The sequence below is a fragment of the Ralstonia sp. OTU4908 genome, from assembly GCF_038440115.1.
GTDB lineage: Bacteria > Pseudomonadota > Gammaproteobacteria > Burkholderiales > Burkholderiaceae > Ralstonia > Ralstonia pickettii.
In genome coordinates, this window is sequence record NZ_JASATD010000004.1 from 213,453 (window position 1) to 231,489 (window position 18,037).

Annotated in this window: 19 protein-coding genes; 3 read left to right on the forward strand and 16 right to left on the reverse strand. The window is 63.5% G+C overall.

Annotation, left to right across the window (positions count from 1 at the left end; all coding sequences use genetic code 11):
• Positions 1-6: 6 nt before the first annotated feature.
• From AAHM38_RS05880 to mutL, 10 genes are all read right to left on the reverse strand, one after another.
• Positions 7-510, reverse strand: a complete 504-nt coding sequence (locus AAHM38_RS05880) for a nitrate reductase cytochrome c-type subunit (RefSeq protein ID WP_009241405.1) — start codon at positions 508-510, stop codon at positions 7-9.
• A gap of 40 nt (positions 511-550) precedes the next feature.
• Positions 551-3,070: a periplasmic nitrate reductase subunit alpha gene (gene napA, locus AAHM38_RS05885; RefSeq protein WP_116575650.1), complete on the reverse strand. Its 2,520-nt coding sequence runs from the start codon at positions 3,068-3,070 to the stop codon at positions 551-553.
• Positions 3,042-3,386: a chaperone NapD gene (locus tag AAHM38_RS05890; protein WP_012762776.1), complete on the reverse strand. Its 345-nt coding sequence runs from the start codon at positions 3,384-3,386 to the stop codon at positions 3,042-3,044. Before AAHM38_RS05890 ends, napA begins: the two co-directional genes overlap by 29 nt.
• Positions 3,387-3,474: 88 nt before the next feature.
• Positions 3,475-3,639, reverse strand: coding sequence for a periplasmic nitrate reductase, NapE protein (napE, locus tag AAHM38_RS05895; protein WP_009277398.1), 165 nt, complete (start codon positions 3,637-3,639; stop codon positions 3,475-3,477).
• 157 nt (positions 3,640-3,796) lie between these two features.
• Entirely contained in the window at positions 3,797-4,447 is a 651-nt protein-coding gene (locus AAHM38_RS05900; protein ID WP_012762775.1) for a DNA-3-methyladenine glycosylase family protein, read from the reverse strand.
• A gap of 15 nt (positions 4,448-4,462) precedes the next feature.
• Positions 4,463-5,119, reverse strand: coding sequence for a DNA oxidative demethylase AlkB (gene alkB / locus AAHM38_RS05905; protein ID WP_009241400.1), 657 nt, complete (start codon positions 5,117-5,119; stop codon positions 4,463-4,465).
• A gap of 10 nt (positions 5,120-5,129) precedes the next feature.
• Positions 5,130-5,870 (reverse strand): 2OG-Fe(II) oxygenase, encoded by a 741-nt coding sequence (locus AAHM38_RS05910; RefSeq protein ID WP_012762774.1) that lies wholly within the window; start codon positions 5,868-5,870, stop codon positions 5,130-5,132.
• An 80-nt stretch (positions 5,871-5,950) separates the two neighbouring features.
• Positions 5,951-6,481: a GNAT family N-acetyltransferase gene (locus AAHM38_RS05915; protein ID WP_116575651.1), complete on the reverse strand. Its 531-nt coding sequence runs from the start codon at positions 6,479-6,481 to the stop codon at positions 5,951-5,953.
• Positions 6,478-7,455, reverse strand: a complete 978-nt coding sequence (gene miaA, locus AAHM38_RS05920; RefSeq protein WP_116575652.1) for a tRNA (adenosine(37)-N6)-dimethylallyltransferase MiaA — start codon at positions 7,453-7,455, stop codon at positions 6,478-6,480. The genes AAHM38_RS05915 and miaA overlap by 4 nt, the downstream gene beginning before the upstream one ends.
• A 6-nt stretch (positions 7,456-7,461) precedes the next feature.
• The gene (mutL, locus tag AAHM38_RS05925) at positions 7,462-9,369 is read right to left on the reverse strand and encodes a DNA mismatch repair endonuclease MutL (RefSeq protein ID WP_116575653.1); all 1,908 of its coding nucleotides are present in this window, start codon (positions 9,367-9,369) and stop codon (positions 7,462-7,464) included.
• 125 nt (positions 9,370-9,494) lie between these two features.
• Here mutL and AAHM38_RS05930 point away from each other — a divergent pair, with 125 nt between their 5' ends.
• Positions 9,495-10,142 carry a VTT domain-containing protein gene (locus AAHM38_RS05930; protein ID WP_116575654.1) on the forward strand — a complete coding sequence of 216 codons (648 nt, stop codon included), beginning with the start codon at positions 9,495-9,497 and terminating at the stop codon, positions 10,140-10,142.
• A 3-nt stretch (positions 10,143-10,145) separates the two neighbouring features.
• On the opposite strand, the gene AAHM38_RS05935 is transcribed toward AAHM38_RS05930, so the two are convergent.
• Positions 10,146-10,991 (reverse strand): SirB1 family protein, encoded by an 846-nt coding sequence (locus AAHM38_RS05935; RefSeq protein ID WP_116575655.1) that lies wholly within the window; start codon positions 10,989-10,991, stop codon positions 10,146-10,148.
• A complete protein-coding gene (gene murJ / locus AAHM38_RS05940; protein WP_116575674.1) occupies positions 10,991-12,544 on the reverse strand; it encodes a murein biosynthesis integral membrane protein MurJ in 1,554 nt (517 codons plus the stop codon). Before murJ ends, AAHM38_RS05935 begins: the two co-directional genes overlap by 1 nt.
• A gap of 315 nt (positions 12,545-12,859) precedes the next feature.
• On the opposite strand from murJ, the gene rpsT reads away from it, so the two are divergent.
• The gene (rpsT, locus tag AAHM38_RS05945; RefSeq protein ID WP_004631753.1) at positions 12,860-13,126 is read left to right on the forward strand and encodes a 30S ribosomal protein S20; all 267 of its coding nucleotides are present in this window, start codon (positions 12,860-12,862) and stop codon (positions 13,124-13,126) included.
• Between the two features lie 143 nt (positions 13,127-13,269).
• Here rpsT and AAHM38_RS05950 read toward each other — a convergent pair whose 3' ends face one another.
• Positions 13,270-13,593 (reverse strand): DUF3579 domain-containing protein, encoded by a 324-nt coding sequence (locus AAHM38_RS05950; RefSeq protein WP_116575656.1) that lies wholly within the window; start codon positions 13,591-13,593, stop codon positions 13,270-13,272.
• Between the two features lie 368 nt (positions 13,594-13,961).
• Between AAHM38_RS05950 and argF the strand changes: the two genes are divergently transcribed.
• Positions 13,962-14,888: an ornithine carbamoyltransferase gene (argF, locus tag AAHM38_RS05955; RefSeq protein ID WP_004631757.1), complete on the forward strand. Its 927-nt coding sequence runs from the start codon at positions 13,962-13,964 to the stop codon at positions 14,886-14,888.
• Positions 14,889-14,974: 86 nt separating this feature from the next.
• Here the strand turns inward: argF and argG are convergent, their stop codons facing one another.
• The 3 genes from argG to murB all read right to left on the reverse strand — a co-directional run bounded on the left by argG (position 14,975) and on the right by murB (position 17,955).
• Positions 14,975-16,312 (reverse strand): argininosuccinate synthase, encoded by a 1,338-nt coding sequence (gene argG, locus AAHM38_RS05960; RefSeq protein WP_012762767.1) that lies wholly within the window; start codon positions 16,310-16,312, stop codon positions 14,975-14,977.
• Between the two features lie 148 nt (positions 16,313-16,460).
• Positions 16,461-16,778 carry a pyrimidine/purine nucleoside phosphorylase gene (gene ppnP / locus AAHM38_RS05965; protein ID WP_065859797.1) on the reverse strand — a complete coding sequence of 106 codons (318 nt, stop codon included), beginning with the start codon at positions 16,776-16,778 and terminating at the stop codon, positions 16,461-16,463.
• 148 nt (positions 16,779-16,926) lie between these two features.
• Positions 16,927-17,955, reverse strand: coding sequence for a UDP-N-acetylmuramate dehydrogenase (murB, locus tag AAHM38_RS05970; RefSeq protein ID WP_009241390.1), 1,029 nt, complete (start codon positions 17,953-17,955; stop codon positions 16,927-16,929).
• Between the last annotated feature and the right edge of the window lie 82 nt (positions 17,956-18,037).

Genomic DNA, 18,037 nt, shown 5'->3' on the forward strand with positions numbered 1-18,037 from the left:
ACCGCCTCAGTTCTTGCCAACGCTCTTGCCATCAGGCTTGCGTTTGAGCAGTTGATCGACATCGACAAACGTATTGGTGACAAGCGGCTTGGCGTCGGCCTGCGGCACGTGACATTGCGTGCAGAAGAAGCGGCGCGGCGAAACGTCGGCCAGTTGATGGCCATCGCGGTCAACGTAGTGCGTGGGGCTGATCGCGATCGCGCGCATCTCTTCGGCCTTCGTACGCGCGTGGCAGGACAGACAACCGTTGTGGTCCTTATTGATCTGATACATGTAGGTGCCGTCGATCTTGTGCGGAATCGTCGGCGGCTGCCCGGTGTAGTTGCGCTCGCGGCGCACGTCCTTGTTCTCGGTCGGATACAGGATCGGCGGTGTCGTTTCGGCGGCAATCGGCGTGGGGCCGCGCATGGCGTCGACCACGCCTTGAGCTTGCGCGGGCAATTGGGCAAGGGTCGCCAGGAGCAGCGCACAGATGGCGGCTGGCAGTCCCAAGAGTCGGCTGAGCTTCATGACGTTTTCCTGTTGCGCGTGTGTCGTCTGCCCGTGCTCGTCAGACCTTCACGATCTTGACGGCGCATTTCTTGAAATCCGTCTGGAGCGAGATCGGGCAGGTTGCATCCAGTGTGACCTTATTGATGAGCTGGCTCGCATCGAACCACGGCACGAACACCAGGCCCTTCGGTGGCTGGTTGCGGCCGCGTGTTTCAATGCGGGTGCGCATCTTGCCGCGCCGCGAGATCACTTCGACCTCGACACCACGCCGCAGCCCAAGCGCGTTTGCATCTTCCGGGTGCATGAAGCAGACCGCATTCGGGAAGGCGCGATACAGTTCGGGCACCCGGCGCGTCATCGAGCCCGAGTGCCAGTGCTCCAGCACGCGGCCGGTCGACAACCAGAACGGGTATTCCTTGTCTGGCACTTCCGGCGGTGCCTCATAGGGCAGGGCGAAGATCACCGCCTTGCCATCCGGGTTGCCGTAGAACTGGTAGCCGGTGCCGGCCTTGACGTACGGATCGCTGCCTTCCTTGTAGCGCCAGCGCGTTTCCTTGCCGTTGACCACCGGCCAGCGCAATCCGCGCGCCTGGTGATAATCGTCGAACGGCGCCAGGTCGTGGCCGTGGCCGCGCCCGAAGCTTGCGTACTCCTCGAACAGGCCCTTCTGCAGGTAGAAGCCGAACGCCTTGGCTTCGGCATTGTTGTATTCCGGGTCGACGTCCTTGAGCGGGAACCTGTCGACATTGCCATTGCGGTACAGCACGTCGTAGAGCGTCTTGCCGCGCAGCTCCGGCTTTTTGGCGATAAGGTCTTCGGGCCAGACTTCTTCCACCTTGAAACGCTTGGAGAACTCCACCAGCTGCCACAGGTCGGATCGCGCCTCACCCGGCGCATCCACGAGTTGATGCCAGAACTGCGTGCGGCGCTCGGCGTTGCCGTAGGCGCCTTCCTTCTCAACCCACATCGCGCTCGGGAGGATCAAGTCGGCGGCCAGTGCGGTGACGGTCGGGTACACGTCCGAAACAACAATGAAATTCGCCGGATTGCGGTAGCCCGGGTAGCCTTCCTCGTTGATGTTGGCGCCGGCCTGTATGTTGTTGTTCACCTGCACCCAGTACGCGTTGAGCTTGCCGTCCTTCAGCATGCGGTTTTGCAGTACCGCGTGATAGCCGGGCTTTTCAGGGATCGTGCCGGGCGGCAGCTTCCAGATGTGCTCGGCTTCTTCACGGTGCTTCGGGTTGGTCACCACCATGTCGGCCGGCAAGCGGTGCGAGAACGTGCCCACCTCGCGCGCGGTGCCGCATGCCGAAGGCTGGCCCGTCAGGGAGAAAGGGCTGTTGCCCGGTGTGGCGATCTTCCCTGTCAGCAGGTGCAGGTTGTAGATCATGTTGTTCGCCCAGGTGCCGCGGGTGTGCTGGTTGAAACCCATGGTCCAGAACGACACGACCTTGATCTTCGGATCGGCGTACAGCTCGGCAAGCTTCTGGAGCTGCTGTTTGAACTCCTTCTCCTTGCTCTTGTCCGGGTTCGCCAGCTTGGTGGTGTAGTCCAGGTCGTACGTCGAGACGAACTTCGCAAACTCGTCGAACGAGATCGGCTTGGAGTCACCCACCTTGTCGGCGTTCTTGGCGGCCTTCTGCAAGGGGTTGTCGGGCCGCAGGCCGTAGCCGATGTCGGTCACGCCCTGCTTGAAGACGGTGTGCTTGTTGACGAAGTCCGTGTTGACCTTCTTGTTGGTGATGATGTAGTTCGCGATGTAGTTGAGCATCGCGAGATCGGCCTGCGGTGTGAAGACGATCGGGATGTCGGCCAGATCGAATGAGCGGTGCGTAAACGTCGACAGCACCGCGACCTTCGTCTTGGGCGCGGAGAGGCGCCGGTCCGTCACGCGCGACCAGAGGATGGGGTGCATCTCCGCCATGTTCGAGCCCCACAGCACGAACGCGTCGGCGACTTCGAAATCGTCGTAGCAGCCCATCGGCTCGTCCATGCCGAACGTTCGCATGAAGCCGGCCACGGCAGAGGCCATGCAGTGGCGCGCGTTGGGGTCGAGGTTGTTCGAGCGGAAGCCCGCCTTCATTAGCTTGACGGCGGCGTAACCCTCAAAAACGGTCCATTGACCCGAGCCGAACATGCCGACGGCGGTCGGGCCCTTTTCCTTGATGACGCGCTTGAACTGCACCGCCATCTCGTCAAACGCGCGGTCCCAGGTGACGGGCGTGAACTCGCCGTTCTTGTCGTACTTGCCGTTCGTCATGCGCAGCAGCGGCTGGGTCAGCCGATCCTTGCCGTACATGATCTTCGAGAGGAAGTAGCCCTTCACGCAGTTCAGGCCCCGATTGACCTCGGCCTTCGGGTCGCCCTGCGTGGCCACCACGCGATTGTCCTTGACGGCCACTTCAACGCCGCAGCCCGTGCCGCAGAATCGGCAAGGCGCCTTCGACCACTTGAGCTGCGTCAGTTCTTTGTCGGTGACGAGGTTGGCGGCGGCGCCAGCAGGAAGCGTGACGCCGGCCACCGAAGCGGTCGCGGCGGCAGCGGTCTGCTTAATGAACGCGCGGCGAGAGACTTTCATCGTCCATTTCCTCATTCATGGCGTCGGCCATTTCGTTGTGCTGGTAGATCAGGGCGGTGTTCAGCACACCGTCGATTTGCTGAATGAACGTCAGGTGAGCTGCGATGGCGCGCGAACTGGGCGCCTCAAGCGTGACCACGAGCTTGCCGTTATCGCTGGCTGCATGGATTTCGCTGCCGGCGATGCTTTCGATGGATTCGCTCACCCGTGCAATATGGGTTGGCCGCGTCTGGACCAAGACGCCGGCGATGTGCCACTCGTCGTCATCGAGCGGCGCCGGCCGAACGGGGATATCTATTTTTTTTGTGTTTCGCATGACCGTGTTCTGGCGATGAACGCCTTTTTCTAATCAGTGCTGCGCGAACATACAACCCGACTCGCCCCCGGAACCCCCCGGGCGTATTTCAATGCGTTGGCGGACCGCTCAGCAATTGCGTTGCCCAGACGATAAAGCCATATCCGGCCACGATAATGACGGAAAGAACCGGCACCATGACGGCCGTCAGAAACAGAAAGCTCCGCAGCTCTTCGGATTTACGTTGCGCGTCGACGTTTTGGGGCTGTTCCACGATGACTCGACCAATGAGGGCGGCGCTAATGGCGCGAACGTTTTCCAGTAAAGTGAACGTCGCAAGGGAATTCAAGGTTTTTGCATGATCCCGGCGTGACATATATCGCGCAAGCAATATGTCGTCGTGGCGTGATCTAGCGCAAGATTTGCCGGATTCACGAGCCTGAAACATTGACGGGCACGCGCCATAAGTACCAGGCCGCGACGGTTCGATACGGGCTCCACGCAAGACTAATCGTCTCCATCTGCTTGCGTGTGGGCGTGGCATCGAGCTGCTTCAAACGTCGGTAGCCATCGCGCACGCCGAAGTCGTCTGCGGGCAAGATGTCCGAGCGCTCCAGCGTGTAGATCAGCAGCATTTCGACCGTCCACCGGCCAACCCCGCGCAGTGTCACCAGCCGCTCGATGAGGGCTTCATCCGGCATGGCGAGCGCCTGCTCGCGCGTGGGCACGATGCCGTCGAGCGCGGCTTGGGCGATGCCGCGAATGGTCGCCAGTTTGGTCGCAGAGAAACCGCAGGCGCGCAGCGCTGCCTCGTCGGTGGCAAGCACCTGTTGCGGTGCGGGAAACGCGGCGGCCGGATACAGCGCAAGAAAACGTCCGAGGATGGCGTCACCGGCTTTGGCGTGCAGTTGCTGATAGGCGATCGCGCGGATCAGTGCTTCATAAGGTTCGCGCGCTGGCTTGGCGGTGTGGCGGCAGGGGCCGGTGGCGGAAATGTGGTGTGCCCAGTCTTCGTCCAGCGTGGCCAGGAAGGCTGCGGCTTGCCGGTAGGCGCTTTCGGATAGGTCTGCGGCGACGGTCATGCGGGGGTTTGGCGGTCAGCCGGCCTTGCGGAACGTGAGGTTGATGCGCTGGCTGCCCAGCATTGCGTGTGGGTGGTCCTTGAGCGGTGCAATCCCGTGATAGCGCAGGCGATCCGGGCCACCCCAAACGACGACATCACCGTGAAAAAGAGGAATGCGTTGCGGTCTGTCGGCGCGGCGATGTCCGCCAAACAGAAAGACCGCCGGCATGCCAAGTGACACTGAGACGATCGGCGCGCCGTAGTCCTGCTCGTCTTTGTCCTGATGCAGCGACATGCGGGCGCCGGGTACATAGCGGTTGATGAGGCAGGCGTCTGGCGTGAAGCCGTGGAAGCCTGCTTCGGCGGCCGCGTTGTGCGCGAGACGCAGGAACACATCGGGCAGCGGCGGCCAGGGGTTTCCTGTGAGCGGGTCGTGCGTGGCATAGCGGTAGCCGCGGCGGTCTGATGTCCAGCCCAGCGCGCCGCTGTTGGTGAGCGCGACTGACATCTCGAAGCCACCCGGCGTGACCATGTGCCGAAACGCGGCCTGCTGCGCGATGGCGTCCACCGCCGCGATCAGGCCCGGCGCTTCCGACAGCGCAAAGCCGCGCAAGACAAACGCCGCCTCGCCGAGCGCAATGCGCGCGTCGTCAGCGGGTGAGTGATCGGCAAACAGATCGCCGGTGGTCATGGTGAGCAGGCTACAGAGCGTCGTGGAAGATGATGCCCACAGTATGCCGCTGACCCGAGCGCAGGCGGCTCACACCGTGGCGCATGTTCACGCGATACGTACCGCGCGTGCCTTGTACGGGCCGATGGTGCACCGCAAAGACCACCGCATCGCCTTTGCGCAGCGGCACCACTTCGGGCCGCGACTGCATCCGCGGGCGCTGTTCCGTCATGACGAACTCGCCGCCGCTGAAATCGACGCCCGGTTCCGACAACAGGATGGCGACCTGCAGCGGGAAGACGTGTTCGCCGTAGAGGTCTTGATGCAGGCAGTTGTAGTCGCCGGGGCCGTATCGCAGCATCAGCGGGGTGGGGCGCAGCTGGCCGGCTTCATGACAGCAGCGCAGGAAATCGGCGTGCTTGGCTGGATAGCGCACGTCGATATCCATAGCTTCGTTCCAGCGGTTGGCGATAGTCGCCAGCGGCGGATAAAGCGACGTGCGCAGCTGCGCGATGAGGTCCGGCAGCGGATACGCGAAATACTGGTATTCACCGCGCCCGAAGCCATGGCGCTCCATCACTACGCGCGAGCGAAACAGGCGGTCTTGCGGGTACAGCGCGGTCAAGGCGTTGCAGGCGTCGTCGTCCAGCAGGCTCGGCAATACGGCGCTGCCGGCGTCGTTGAGGGCGTCTTCAATGGCGAGCCAGTCGATGCCGTCAAGGGTTGGGCGGCGCCGCGCGCTGACATGCGCGGCGGCGGTGGAAGGCGGCATATGCGCTCCTTTCGGAGATTCGGTACGCCAAGCCTACGCTCACCGGCGTGCGCGTGACACTCCGGAGCTTGCGGTCAAATTCAGGCCTGTACGGCCAGGCTGGCGGGCATGACCGTGGCGGCCAGCTTGGTCAACGCATCGCCGGTGGCGCGGCAGATGCGCCACTCGGGCAGCACATCGGCGCCCATGGCTTCGTAGAACGCGATGGACGGCGCATTCCAATCGAGCACGCTCCATTCGAAGCGGCCGCAGTCCCGCTCCTGCGCCAGGCGCGCCAGGTGGATCAGAAGTGCCTTGCCGATGCCCAGGCCGCGGTATTCGGGCTCGACGAAGAGGTCTTCCAGATACAGGCCCGGCTTGCACAGGAAGGTCGAGAAGTTGTGGAAGAACAGCGCAAAGCCCACGGCCCGGCCGTCGACTTCCGCCAGCACCGCCTCGCAGTACGGGCGGGGCCCGAACAACATCGTCGCCAGCGCTTCGGGCGTGGTCTGCACCAGGTGCGTGAGCTTTTCGTATTCGGCCAGCGCAGAGATCAGTCGAACGAGCGAGGTGCAGTCATCGGGGGTGGCGGGGCGCAGCGTGAAGCGAGTCGCAGTGGTGGTGGCGGTCATTGGGATTGCGATTCCAGTGAGGTTTGGACCAGGCGCGCGACCTGATCGACGTAATCGGGCGCGAGGCAATCGACCACGTGCCGCTCGGGTGTGCTGCGCAGCCAGGTGATCTGGCGCTTGCAGAGCTGGCGCGTTGCGGCGATGCCTTGTTCACGGAGGGCAGCCATGTCGATTTCGCCTTCGAGGTAAGCCCACGCCTGGCGATAACCGACGCAGCGGATGGATGGCAGCGTGGGCGAAAGATCGCCGCGGCGGCGCAAGGCCTCCACCTCGTCGAGCAGGCCGCCGGCGAGCATCGCGTCAAAGCGCTGTGCGATGCGCGCATGCAGCACGAGGCGATCGGACGGTTCCAGCGCGATCGTCAGATACGGCGCAGCCGCATCGTGCTGCTGGAATGCATTTGCGCCAACCTCGCGTGCGAGGAGGGCGGACATCGGCTGGCCCGTCAGCCGATACAGCTCCAACGCGCGCTGGATGCGCTGCGCGTCGGTCGCGTGCAGTCGCGCGGCCGTCACCGGATCGACCTGCGCCAGTTTGGCGTGCAGCGCCGGCCAGCCATCGCGGGCGGCTTCGGCATCGATCTCCGCGCGGATGGCGGGATCGGCGCCGGGCAAATCGGAGAGACCTTGCGTGAGCGCCTTGTAATACAGCATCGTGCCGCCGACGATCAGCGGCAGCCGGCCGCGTGCGCGGATGGCATCGATCAGCGCATTCGCATCGTTGGCAAACTGCGCGGCGGAATACGCATCGAGCGGATCAATGATGTCGATCAGGTGATGCGGCGCGATGGCCTGTTCTTCGGCGCTGGGCTTTGCCGTGCCGATGTCCATGCCGCGATACACCAGCGCGGAATCCATGCTGATGATCTCGACCGGCCAGCGTTCGGCCAGCTTCAATGCGGCGGCGGTCTTGCCGGATGCCGTGGGCCCCAGCAGGCAAATCGCGCGCGGGGCGCTCGCAGCAGACGCAATCATCGGAATTTACTGGCCACGCAGGAAGAGGCGGTCCAGGTCAGCCACGGTCAACTGGATCCATGTCGGGCGGCCGTGGTTGCACTGGTCGGCGCGTTCGGTGGCTTCCATCTGGCGCAGCAGCGCGTTCATCTCGTCCAGGTTCAACCGGCGGTTGGCACGCACGGCAGAGTGGCACGCCAACGTGGCCAGCAGCTCGTTCTGGCGTTCGGCCAGCACGCGCGAGCCGCCGTACGCGTGCAGATCGCGCAGCACGTCGCGCGCGAGCGCTTGCGCATCGGCCTTCTGCAGCAGCGTCGGCACCGATCTCACCGCCAGCGTGGTCGGCGACACGGCGGAGATGTCAAAGCCCAGCAGCGTGAGCGTGTCGCGGAATTCCTCTGCGGTGCCGATCTCCACCGGGCTTGCGGCAAACGTGACGGGAATCAGGAGCGGTTGCACTTCCACGCGCTTGGCTTCCAGCGCGGTCTTGAGCTGTTCGTAGAGGATACGTTCGTGCGCGGCGTGCATGTCGACGAGCACCATGCCGCGCGTGTTCTGCGCCAGCACGTAAATGCCGTGCAGCTGGGCGACGGCAAAGCCGAGCGGATGCGCATCGTCGTCATCGGCGTGCTGCACAGCGGCCGGCTCCGCAACGGCGACAGGCGCTTGCACAGTCGCGGTGCCGCCGTCGAACAATGTCGCGGCGCTCGGCACATCGGTCATCCAGGCGGGGCGGCCCGACGGCATGGGCGTACTATCGCCGCGCATCATCGACAGGTATTCCGCACGCGGCTGCGCAATGCCGAGCGACGTCTGCCGCGCGGCCATCTGGTTGATCCAGCGCGTGGTGTTGTCGGTCGGCGAGGGCGCCGTCGTGACGCCCGCAACCTCCGGCGCATCGGCGATGTCGGTGCGCAGGCTGTCGCCTTGTTCGCCGGCGTGGCGGGACAAGGCGCGCTGCACCGCGTGATAGACGAACTGGTGCACCGCGCGGCTGTCGCGAAAGCGCACCTCGATCTTGGACGGGTGCACGTTCACGTCGACGGCTTCGGGCGGCAACTCCAGGCACAGCACGTAGGCGGGAAAGCGGTCGCCGTGGAGCACATCTTCGTAGGCGCTGCGCACGGCGTGCGTGAGCAGGCGATCGCGCACGAAACGGCCGTTGACGTAGAAGAACTGATGATCGGCCCGGCCGCGCGACGCGGTCGGCAGGCCGGCAAAGCCGAACAGGCGCAGCTCGCCGGCGGATTCTTCGAACGCCAGGCGCGCGCGGGCGAATTCGGTGCCGAGCACGGCCGCCGAGCGCGAATCCGCCTGCGTGGCGTTCCAATGCTCCAGCGGCTTGCCGTTGTGATGCACGGAGATGGTCACGTCGGGCCGCGCCAGCGCGGTGCGCCGGATCACCTCCATGCAGTGGCCCAGCTCGGTCTGCTCGGTCTTCAGGAATTTGCGGCGCGCCGGCGTGTTGAAGTACAGATGCTGGACATCGACCGTGGTGCCGACGCCGCCCGAGGCGGGCTGCGCTCGCCCCGTTTGCGCAATGATCTGCGTAGCGTGGGCATCGTTGGCGGTGCGCGATGTGAGCGTCAATTCCGCCACCGAGGCAATCGAGGCCAGCGCCTCGCCCCGGAAGCCGAGCGTCGCCACCGATTCCAGCTCTTCCAGCGAGCCGATCTTGCTCGTCGCATGCCGCATCAGCGCGACGGGCAATTCGTCGGCCGGAATGCCGCCGCCGTTGTCGGTGATGGCAATGCGCCGCACGCCGCCTTCCTCCAGCTTGATCTGCAGCTGCGTGGCACCGGCGTCCAGTGCGTTTTCCAGAAGCTCCTTGACCACGGACGCAGGCCGTTCGACCACCTCGCCGGCCGCGATCTGGCTGATCAGCTGGTCGGGAAGGGGGCGAATGGGGCGGCGGGAAGTCGAGGCAGAAGTCATCGCGCCATTATAAATGTCACGCCCTGTGCGGCGCACCGACGCAAGCCCCGCCAAGGGCTAGGGGAAATCTAAGTCACATCCGGTATCATTTCCCGCTCGTTCAGGGGGATGGTTTGGATATCGTGATGCAATTGGTCGACATCGTGCTGCATGTCGACAAGTCGTTGGGCTTGCTGATTCAGCAATACGGCGCGTGGGTCTACGTGCTGCTGTTCGCCATCGTGTTCGCCGAAACCGGCCTCGTGGTGCTGCCTTTTCTGCCGGGCGACACGCTGCTGTTCATTGCCGGCGCCATGTGCGCCACGGGTCAGATGGATGCCTGGCTGCTCATCGTATTGCTGGTGATTGCCGCCACGACGGGCAACACCGTCAACTATTTAGTCGGCTCCTGGATCGGCCCCAAGGTATTCGACGGTCACATCCGCTTCCTCGATCACGAAGCGTTGATGAAAACGCACGGCTTCTATGAACGTCACGGCGGCAAGACGCTGGTGATGGCGCGCTTCATCCCCGTGGTGCGTACGTTCGCGCCGTTTGTGGCGGGCGTGTCGAAGATGACGTTCGCGAAGTTCCAGCTCTTCAACATGATCGGCGCCGTGCTGTGGGTGGCGATCCTGGTGCTGTCGGGCGAGGCGTTCGGTAATGTGCCCGTGATTCGCGATCACCTGAACACGATCGTGCTGATCGGCCTGGGCGCGGCGATCGTGCCGCTCATGCTGGGCGGGCTGTGGAAGTTGCTCAAACGCCGTCGCGGCGCCGTCGCGCAGAAGTAAGCGTCAGTTCAGGTTCTTGCTCATGGCGCGCAGCGTTGGCATGCGCTCCTTGAGCTTGGCCGTATCGGCTGCATCGGGCCGGGCATCGACGTACGCTTCGAGATCTTCCAGCGCGGGCCGGAAGCACTCCAGATTGGCGTAGGCCAGCCCCCGGTCGCGCACCTCCTCGATGGAATCGGGCAGCAGGATCACCAGCCGCTGCTGCACCGCCAGCAGGCGCTGCCAGCGCGATTCCTGCAGGTAGATCGCCTTCAGATTGCGCAGCATGCGCGCGATGATCTCGCGATGCGTAGCCACTTGCAGGAACACCCCGAGCGGCACCGTGTTCGGGTCTTCGATGCCTTCCTTCTCCAGGTACGGGTCGAGCATGTCCTGCAACTCTTCCTTCGACAGTGTCTGCCCCGTCAGCGGATCGAGCACGACCTCGCCCGCAGGAATGCTCATGCGCACCAGGAAGTGGTTGGGGAAAGACACGCCCTTGAGCGGCAGGCCGATCTGCTGGCCGATTTCCATCAGCAGCACGGCCAAGGAGATCGGAATGCCGCGCCGGCTCTGCAGCACCGCATTCAGATAAGAGTTCTCGGGGTCGTAGTAATCGTTTGCATTGGGGCCGAAGCCCAGTTCCCGATAGAAGAACTGATTGAGCAGGCGCAGGCGCTGGATGGCGGGCGTGCCCTCGGCGATGCGGTTTTTGAGCCGCGCGACAAGCACGTCAATGGCGGCCAGCTCTGCCTGCAGGTCCAGATCCGGATACGCGTCCTGCGCAATCGACAGGGCGGTTTCTGTGAGGGGGATGCTGTCGTCGTCCGCGACCAGGGCCGAAAAATAATCGAGGACTTTAGTGGTCATCAGATGGCCTTTTTTCGGAACGTGGAGAACTTCAATCCGGTGAGCCACAGTGTACCGAAATAGACCACCGCGCACAGGACCAGGCTTGCCCCGAGCAGCGCGATGCGCACAAGCGGCTTGGCGCCCAGTCCCACCCAATCGAAATTGTGGGCGAGCCACAGCAGCGCCCCGGCCAGCAGCAATACCGCCGACATCACCTGCGCGATGAACAGCCCCCAGCCGGGCAGCGGATGGTAATAACCGCGCCGGCGCAGGCCGAAGAACAGCAGCGCCGCATTGATGGTCGCGCCAAAGCTGATCGACAGCGCCAGCCCCGCGTGCCCGAAGATCGGCACGAAGACATAGTTGGACAACTGCGTTGCCACCAGCACCACCAGCGCAATCTTCACCGGCGTGCGAATGTCCTGCCGCGCATAGAATCCGGGCGCCAGGATCTTGATGACGATCAGCCCGATCAGCCCCACGCCGTAAGACGTCAGCGCCTGGCGCGTCATCTCGACGTCCATGCCGGTGAATTTGCCGTAGTGGAACAGCGTGGCCGTGAGCGGTGCGCCAAACACGAACAGCCCCACCGCAGAGGGCACCGCAAGCAGCACGGTGAGCCGCAGGCCCCAGTCGAGCAGCGATGAGTATTCTTCACGGTTGTTCTCCGCGCTGGCTTTGGACAGGCTTGGCAGCAGGATCGTCCCGAGCGCCACGCCCAGCAGCGCGGTGGGGAATTCCATTAGCCGGTCCGCGTAGTTCAGCCACGACACGCTGCCCGTGGGCAAGCGCGACGCAATGTTCGTATTGATGATCAGACTGATCTGGGCGACGGATACCGATAACGTGGCCGGCAACATCTGCTTGAGCACGCGTCGTACGCCCGGGTGGTGCCATGCCGCGCGGACGTTGAACGACACGCGCGGCAGCATCCCGATCTTGCGTAGCGACGGAATCTGAATGGCAAGCTGCAGGATGCCGCCCACCATCACCGCATAGGCCTGCGCGTAGATTGGCGTTTCAAGGTGCGGCGCCACAAACACCGCCGCCACGATGAACGACAGGTTGAGCAGCACGGGCGTGAAAGCCGGCACCGCGAACTGCCGCCACGTATTTAGAATGCCCGACGCCAGCGCCACCAGCGACACCAGCCCGATGTACGGAAACATCACGCGCGTCATGAAGATCGCCGAGATGTAGGCCTGGCTTTCGTGCTCTTTGAAACCGGTCGCGACGGCGGTGACGATCAACGGCGCGCCAATCACGCCCAACGCCGAGATGATTACCAGGAACCACGTCATCACCGTGGCCACGGAGTCGACCAGTGCGCGTGTTTCCATTTCCCCCTGGCGGTTCTTGAATTCACCCAGGATCGGCACGAACGCTTGCGAGAACGCGCCCTCGGCCGAAAGCCGGCGCAGCAGGTTGGGGATACGGAAGGCGACGTTGAAGGCGTCGGTGTAAACCGAGGCGCCGAAAGCGCGGGCGATCAGCGTCTCGCGAATGAGCCCCGTGATGCGCGAGAGCATCGTCAGGCCGCTGATCGTGGCGAGGGTTTTGAGGAGATTCAAGATGAATGCGTGGTTGGGCGCCGCCAGGGAGGCAAACACGGCGATGGCGGTCTGACCGACAGCACCATGCGGGGTTCGCGCCCGGCGTGACGAACGTGACCGGAGGACACAATTGCGGCCGTATTATAGGGATCGGCTCACCACGCGCCTAAAAGTGCCGCAGAAGCCCCAAACTGCACGTATCCGGGCGAATTCACAACAGGGTTTGCGTTGAAGGCAGAACTCTGCGTATAATTGCCGTCTTTCACCAATTTGCGCGCTTCGGCCTTCCGTGTCTCCCGGGGCGCTTGCTACCGTTTCTTCAGGGATTTTTCCATGGCAAACACCGCACAAGCACGCAAGCGCGCACGCCAAGCCGTCGTTCAGAACGCTCACAACTCGGCTCTGCGCTCGCGTCTGCGCACCGCAATCAAGGGCGTCCGCAAGGCTGTGGCCGCGGGCGACAAGACTGCAGCAGCTGCTGCATTCAAGACCGCCCAAAGCACGATCGACAGCATCGCTGACAAGAAGATCGTCCACAAGAACAAGGCTGCACGCGCCAAGTCGCGTCTGTCCGCTGCCATCAAGGCAATGGCTGCCTAAGTTCGGGTGATGCCGGCCTAGCCGGCATGGCGTGACACGCAACGTCGCGCTCCGACGATAAAAAAGCCCGTCTTTGGACGGGCTTTTTGCATGCTGCGGGCCTCGAATGTGCGAGGCGCACCTTGGTACGGCGTTCTTGCGGATTAGGCTTTCGCGGAAGCGCTGCCTTCCGGCAGGATGCAGGCTTCCACGAGCTGCAGGTTGTTGTCGTGCGCGAAGTTCAGCACGAAATCCAGCGCCTTGGGTTCGATGTCGCGCAGGCGCTCGTCGACGAATACGCTGCGGATGCCGCCCGACATGACGGGGCGCACGTAGGGGGAATAGGTGAAGCGGGGATCTCCGGAATCGCCGGCAGGGCGGAACTGCGCCATCACACCGCACAGCCGATCGGCCCAGTCGCTCGGGCGGAAGGTCTTTCCGTCGCGGGTGACGCCCTGGATGAAGAATTGGCGAGGGTTGGCTGCCATGGACTGCGTGGGGCTGTGGAGATTTGCAAACGACTTCGACCGTGCGGGTGCCGCAACGTTCGAGCGGGGTGCACTTGTGGTGCGGATGATGCGCCTGCCTGGTTGCCGGTTCATGAACCGGACGGACCGGCTTGTCGTACCGGTTTGCAGGCGGTCAGGGCATCCGAAGCAGCCAGTATTATATCTTATATAAGACTTTCATCGGCCTTTCACCCGAGCCTTTGTGGTAGCGGGCCCGCGGGGCGTGAAACTCGCCAAACCGGTGGCGATCCCGTATGATGGACTGAATCTTCAACAGGCAAGGCGGCTAGGGCGACGTGCCACGGGATATTCCCGGTGCGTCATCTGCAGGCCGCCTTCGTTGTTTTATGAACCCACCAAGCTCGATCAAGCACTACCTGCAGTTCAAGGACTTTTCGCTGGAAGAGTACGAATACCTGCTGGACCGTTCCGCGATCCTCAAGGCCAAGTTCAAGAACTACGAGACGTGGCACCCGCTGCACGACCGCACGCTGGCCATGATCTTCGAGAAGAATTCCACGCGTACGCGCCTGTCGTTCGAAGCCGGCATTCACCAGCTCGGCGGCCACGCGGTCTTCCTGAACACGCGCGATTCCCAGCTTGGGCGCGGTGAGCCGATCGAAGACGCGGCGCAGGTCATCTCCCGCATGACCGACATCATCATGATCCGCACCTTCGGGCAGGAGATCATCGAGCGCTTCGCCGCGCATTCGCGCGTGCCGGTCATCAACGGACTGACCAACGAATACCACCCGTGCCAGGTGCTGGCCGACATCTTCACCTTCATCGAGCAGCGCGGCCCCATCAAGGGCAAGACCGTCACCTGGGTGGGCGATGCCAACAACATGGCATACACGTGGATCCAGGCGGCGGAGATCCTCGGCTTCCGCTTCCATTTTTCTGCGCCGAAGGGCTATCAGCTGGATCCGGCCATGGTGGCCGATTCCGCCTTGCCGTTCGTGCATGTGTTCGAAAACCCGCTCGAAGCCTGCGACGGCGCGCATCTGGTGACCACGGACGTGTGGACCAGCATGGGCTACGAAGCTGAAAACGAAGCGCGCAAGAAGGCCTTTGGCGACTGGATGGTCACCGAGGCGATGATGCAGCGCGCGCAACCCGATGCGCTGTTCATGCACTGCCTGCCCGCACACCGCGGCGAGGAAGTCGAAGCGGCCGTCATCGACGGCAAGCAGAGCGTCGTGTGGGACGAGGCGGAAAACCGTCTGCACGTGCAGAAGGCGCTGATGGAATACCTGCTCTGCGGTCGTTATTGAGCGCGCAGCCGCCCAAATCTGCAGGCATAAAAAAGGCCGCTCCGATTGATGTCGGAGCGGCCTTTTTGCCTTGAAGCGGCAGGCGGTTACTTCTTGCCGCCGTCGAGTTGGGGCAGCGCGTTGGCAGTACCCAGCGACAGCAAGCCCGCCTTCGAGTAGATGGCCAGCTTGTCGCGCGTGTCCATCAGGTCCAGGTTGCGCATGGTCAGTTGGCCGATGCGATCTGCCGGGCTGAACGGCGCGTCCTCGACCTTCTCCATCGATAGACGCTCAGGTGCGTAGGTCAGGTTGGGCGATTCGGTGTTCAGGATCGAGTAGTCGTTGCCGCGGCGCAGTTCCAGCGTGACGGTACCGGTCACGGCGCGGGCCACCCAGCGCTGGGCGGTTTCGCGCAGCATGATGGCCTGCGGATCGAACCAGCGGCCCTGGTACAGCAGTCGGCCCAGGCGCAGACCGTTGATGCGGTATTGCTCGATGGTGTCTTCGTTGTGGATGCCGGTCACCAGGCGCTCGTAGGCGATGTGCAGCAGCGCCATCCCCGGGGCTTCGTAGATGCCGCGGCTCTTGGCTTCGATGATGCGGTTCTCGATCTGATCGCTCATGCCCAGGCCATGACGGCCGCCGATGCGGTTTAGCTCCAGGAACATCTCCACCGGATCGGCAATCTCGCGGCCGTTGACGGCGACCGGACGGCCTTCGTCGAAGGTGACCGACACTTCTTCCGCCTTGACCTCGACTTCCGGCTTCCAGAACGCCACGCCCATGATCGGGTTGACGATGCGGATACCGCTGTTCAGGTGCTCCAGATCCTTGGCCTCGTGCGTGGCGCCGAGCATGTTGCTGTCCGTCGAGTAGGCTTTCTCGGCGCTCATCTTGTAGCCGAAACCTTCCTTCGTCATGAAGGCCGACATTTCGGCGCGGCCGCCCAGCTCGTCGATGAAGGCCTGGTCCAGCCACGGCTTGTAGATCTTCAGCGCCGGGTTGGTGAGCAGGCCGTAGCGGTAGAAGCGCTCGATGTCGTTGCCCTTGAAGGTCGAGCCGTCGCCCCAGATGTTGACGTCGTCTTCCTTCATGGCGGCGACCAGCATGGTGCCGGTCACGGCGCGGCCCAGCGGCGTGGTGTTGAAGTAGGTGATGCCGCCGGTGCTGATGTGGAAGGCGCCGGATTGGATAGCGGCAATGCCTTCATTGGCCAGCTGCGGGCGGCAGTCGATCAGGCGGGCCTTCTCTGCACCATACTCCATGGCCTTGCGCGGGATGGCATCGTAGTCTTCCTCGTCGGGCTGGCCGAGATTGGCGGTGTAGGCATAGGGCAGCGCGCCCTTGTTCTTCATCCAGCGCAGCGCAGCGCTGGTGTCGAGACCGCCCGAGAAGGCAATGCCGACCTTCTGGCCGACGGGAACGTGTTGCAGGATGGTTTCCATGGTGTGTCTCTTCAGTCTTTCAGTTCTTTGAACCTGTTCAGAATCCGTAGCGAGCGGTTCGAGGTTGGCCTGAGAAGCGCAGCCGTACACGGGTACGGCGAGCATCACAAGGTCAAGATCGAGCCGCGCAGTAGGATCCTGGGCAGGTTCAGGCGTAGTGGCAGATGTAGTGGTAGGCCTCGGTCACCCGAATGTCGAACTTCGAGTTGGCCGGAACCTGGAAGCTTTCGCCTGCGCTGGACGTCTTCCATTCATCGGTGCCGTCGAGCTTGTATTCGCACGAGCCGCCCACGCATTCCATGATCTCGGCTGCGGCCGTGCCGAAGGTCAGCGTGGCCGGCAGTACCACGCCCACGGACTTCTTGGTGCCGTCGGGCAGGGTAAAGCTGTGGCTGACGCACTTTCCGTCGAAGTACACATTGGCCTTGGTGGTCAGGCGGACGCCGTCAAAGGTTTCGGTGGTCATGAAATGGAACGCGAAAAGGGAGGTCGTGGGGTCAAACCAGCCATTTTAGGCCATTGGGTCGACCGCGGGTATGTCGGGCGAGGGCTGCCTGGATCTTGAGGCGTGCGATGTGGCGCGGGATGCCCAGCGTGCCCACCCGCCAGCCCGTTTACACCACGACCGGTTCGGGTTCGATACGCACGCCAAAGCGCGCATGCACGGCGTCCTGGATCTCACGTGCCAGTGTCATCAACTGAACCGCGCTGCCGCCGCCACGGTGCACCAGCACCAGCGCCTGCTTTTCATACACGCCCACTGCGCCGCTCTGCCGGCCCTTGAAGCCGCACTGATCGATCAACCAGCCGGCGGCGAGCTTGTAGGTGCCGTCGGGTTGCACATATCCGACCAGATTCGGGAAACGCTCGCCGAGGGCATCGCGCGTGGCGGCATCGACGATGGGGTTCTTGAAGAAACTGCCGGCGTTGCCGATTTCAGCCGGATCGGGCAACTTGCGGCGGCGGATGGTGATCACCGCATCGAAGATGTCCTGCGCCGTCGGGCGGGCGATGTTCTGCGCGGCCAACTCGCGCGCGAGTTCGGCGTAATGCGTGTCGGGCTGCCAATCCACCGGCAGGGCGAAGGTGACTTCGGTGATGATGTAGCGATCGGCGCCGGCGCGCTTGAAGAGGCTGTCGCGATAGCCGAAGGCGCAATCGGCGGCGGTGAGGGTGACGAACTCGCCGGCGTGGCGGTCGTAGGCGCGCAGGGACTGGAAGCGGTCTTTGATCTCGACGCCGTATGCGCCGATGTTCTGGATGGGCGCCGCGCCCGCCGTACCTGGAATCAGCGCGAGGTTTTCCAGCCCAGGCAAGCCATGAGAGACGGTGTGAGCGACGAGGCCGTGCCATGATTCGCCGCCGCCTGCGGTGACGGTGTGGACTTCCCGGCCGTCGACCATGCTGCGGCCGGTGGCGATGCCCATATTCTCCATCAGCAACACCAGGCCTTCGAAATCGCGCGTGAGCACGATGTTGCTGCCGCCACCCAGCACCAACACAGGCAGGCCCTGCACGCGCGGGTCGGCCAGTGCGGCGGGAACGTCTTCCGGCGCGCGAACGTGTGCGGCGTAGCGGGCAGTGGCCTCGAAACGGAACGTGTTGTGCTGGCGTAGGGGATAATGCGTGTCGAGCAACGCCATGGCGCTAAATCTGAACGGAAAGCCGAGATTATAGAAGCCATGGCGCACGCGGCACCCGCACAGAGGCGCCGCAGCAACCCGA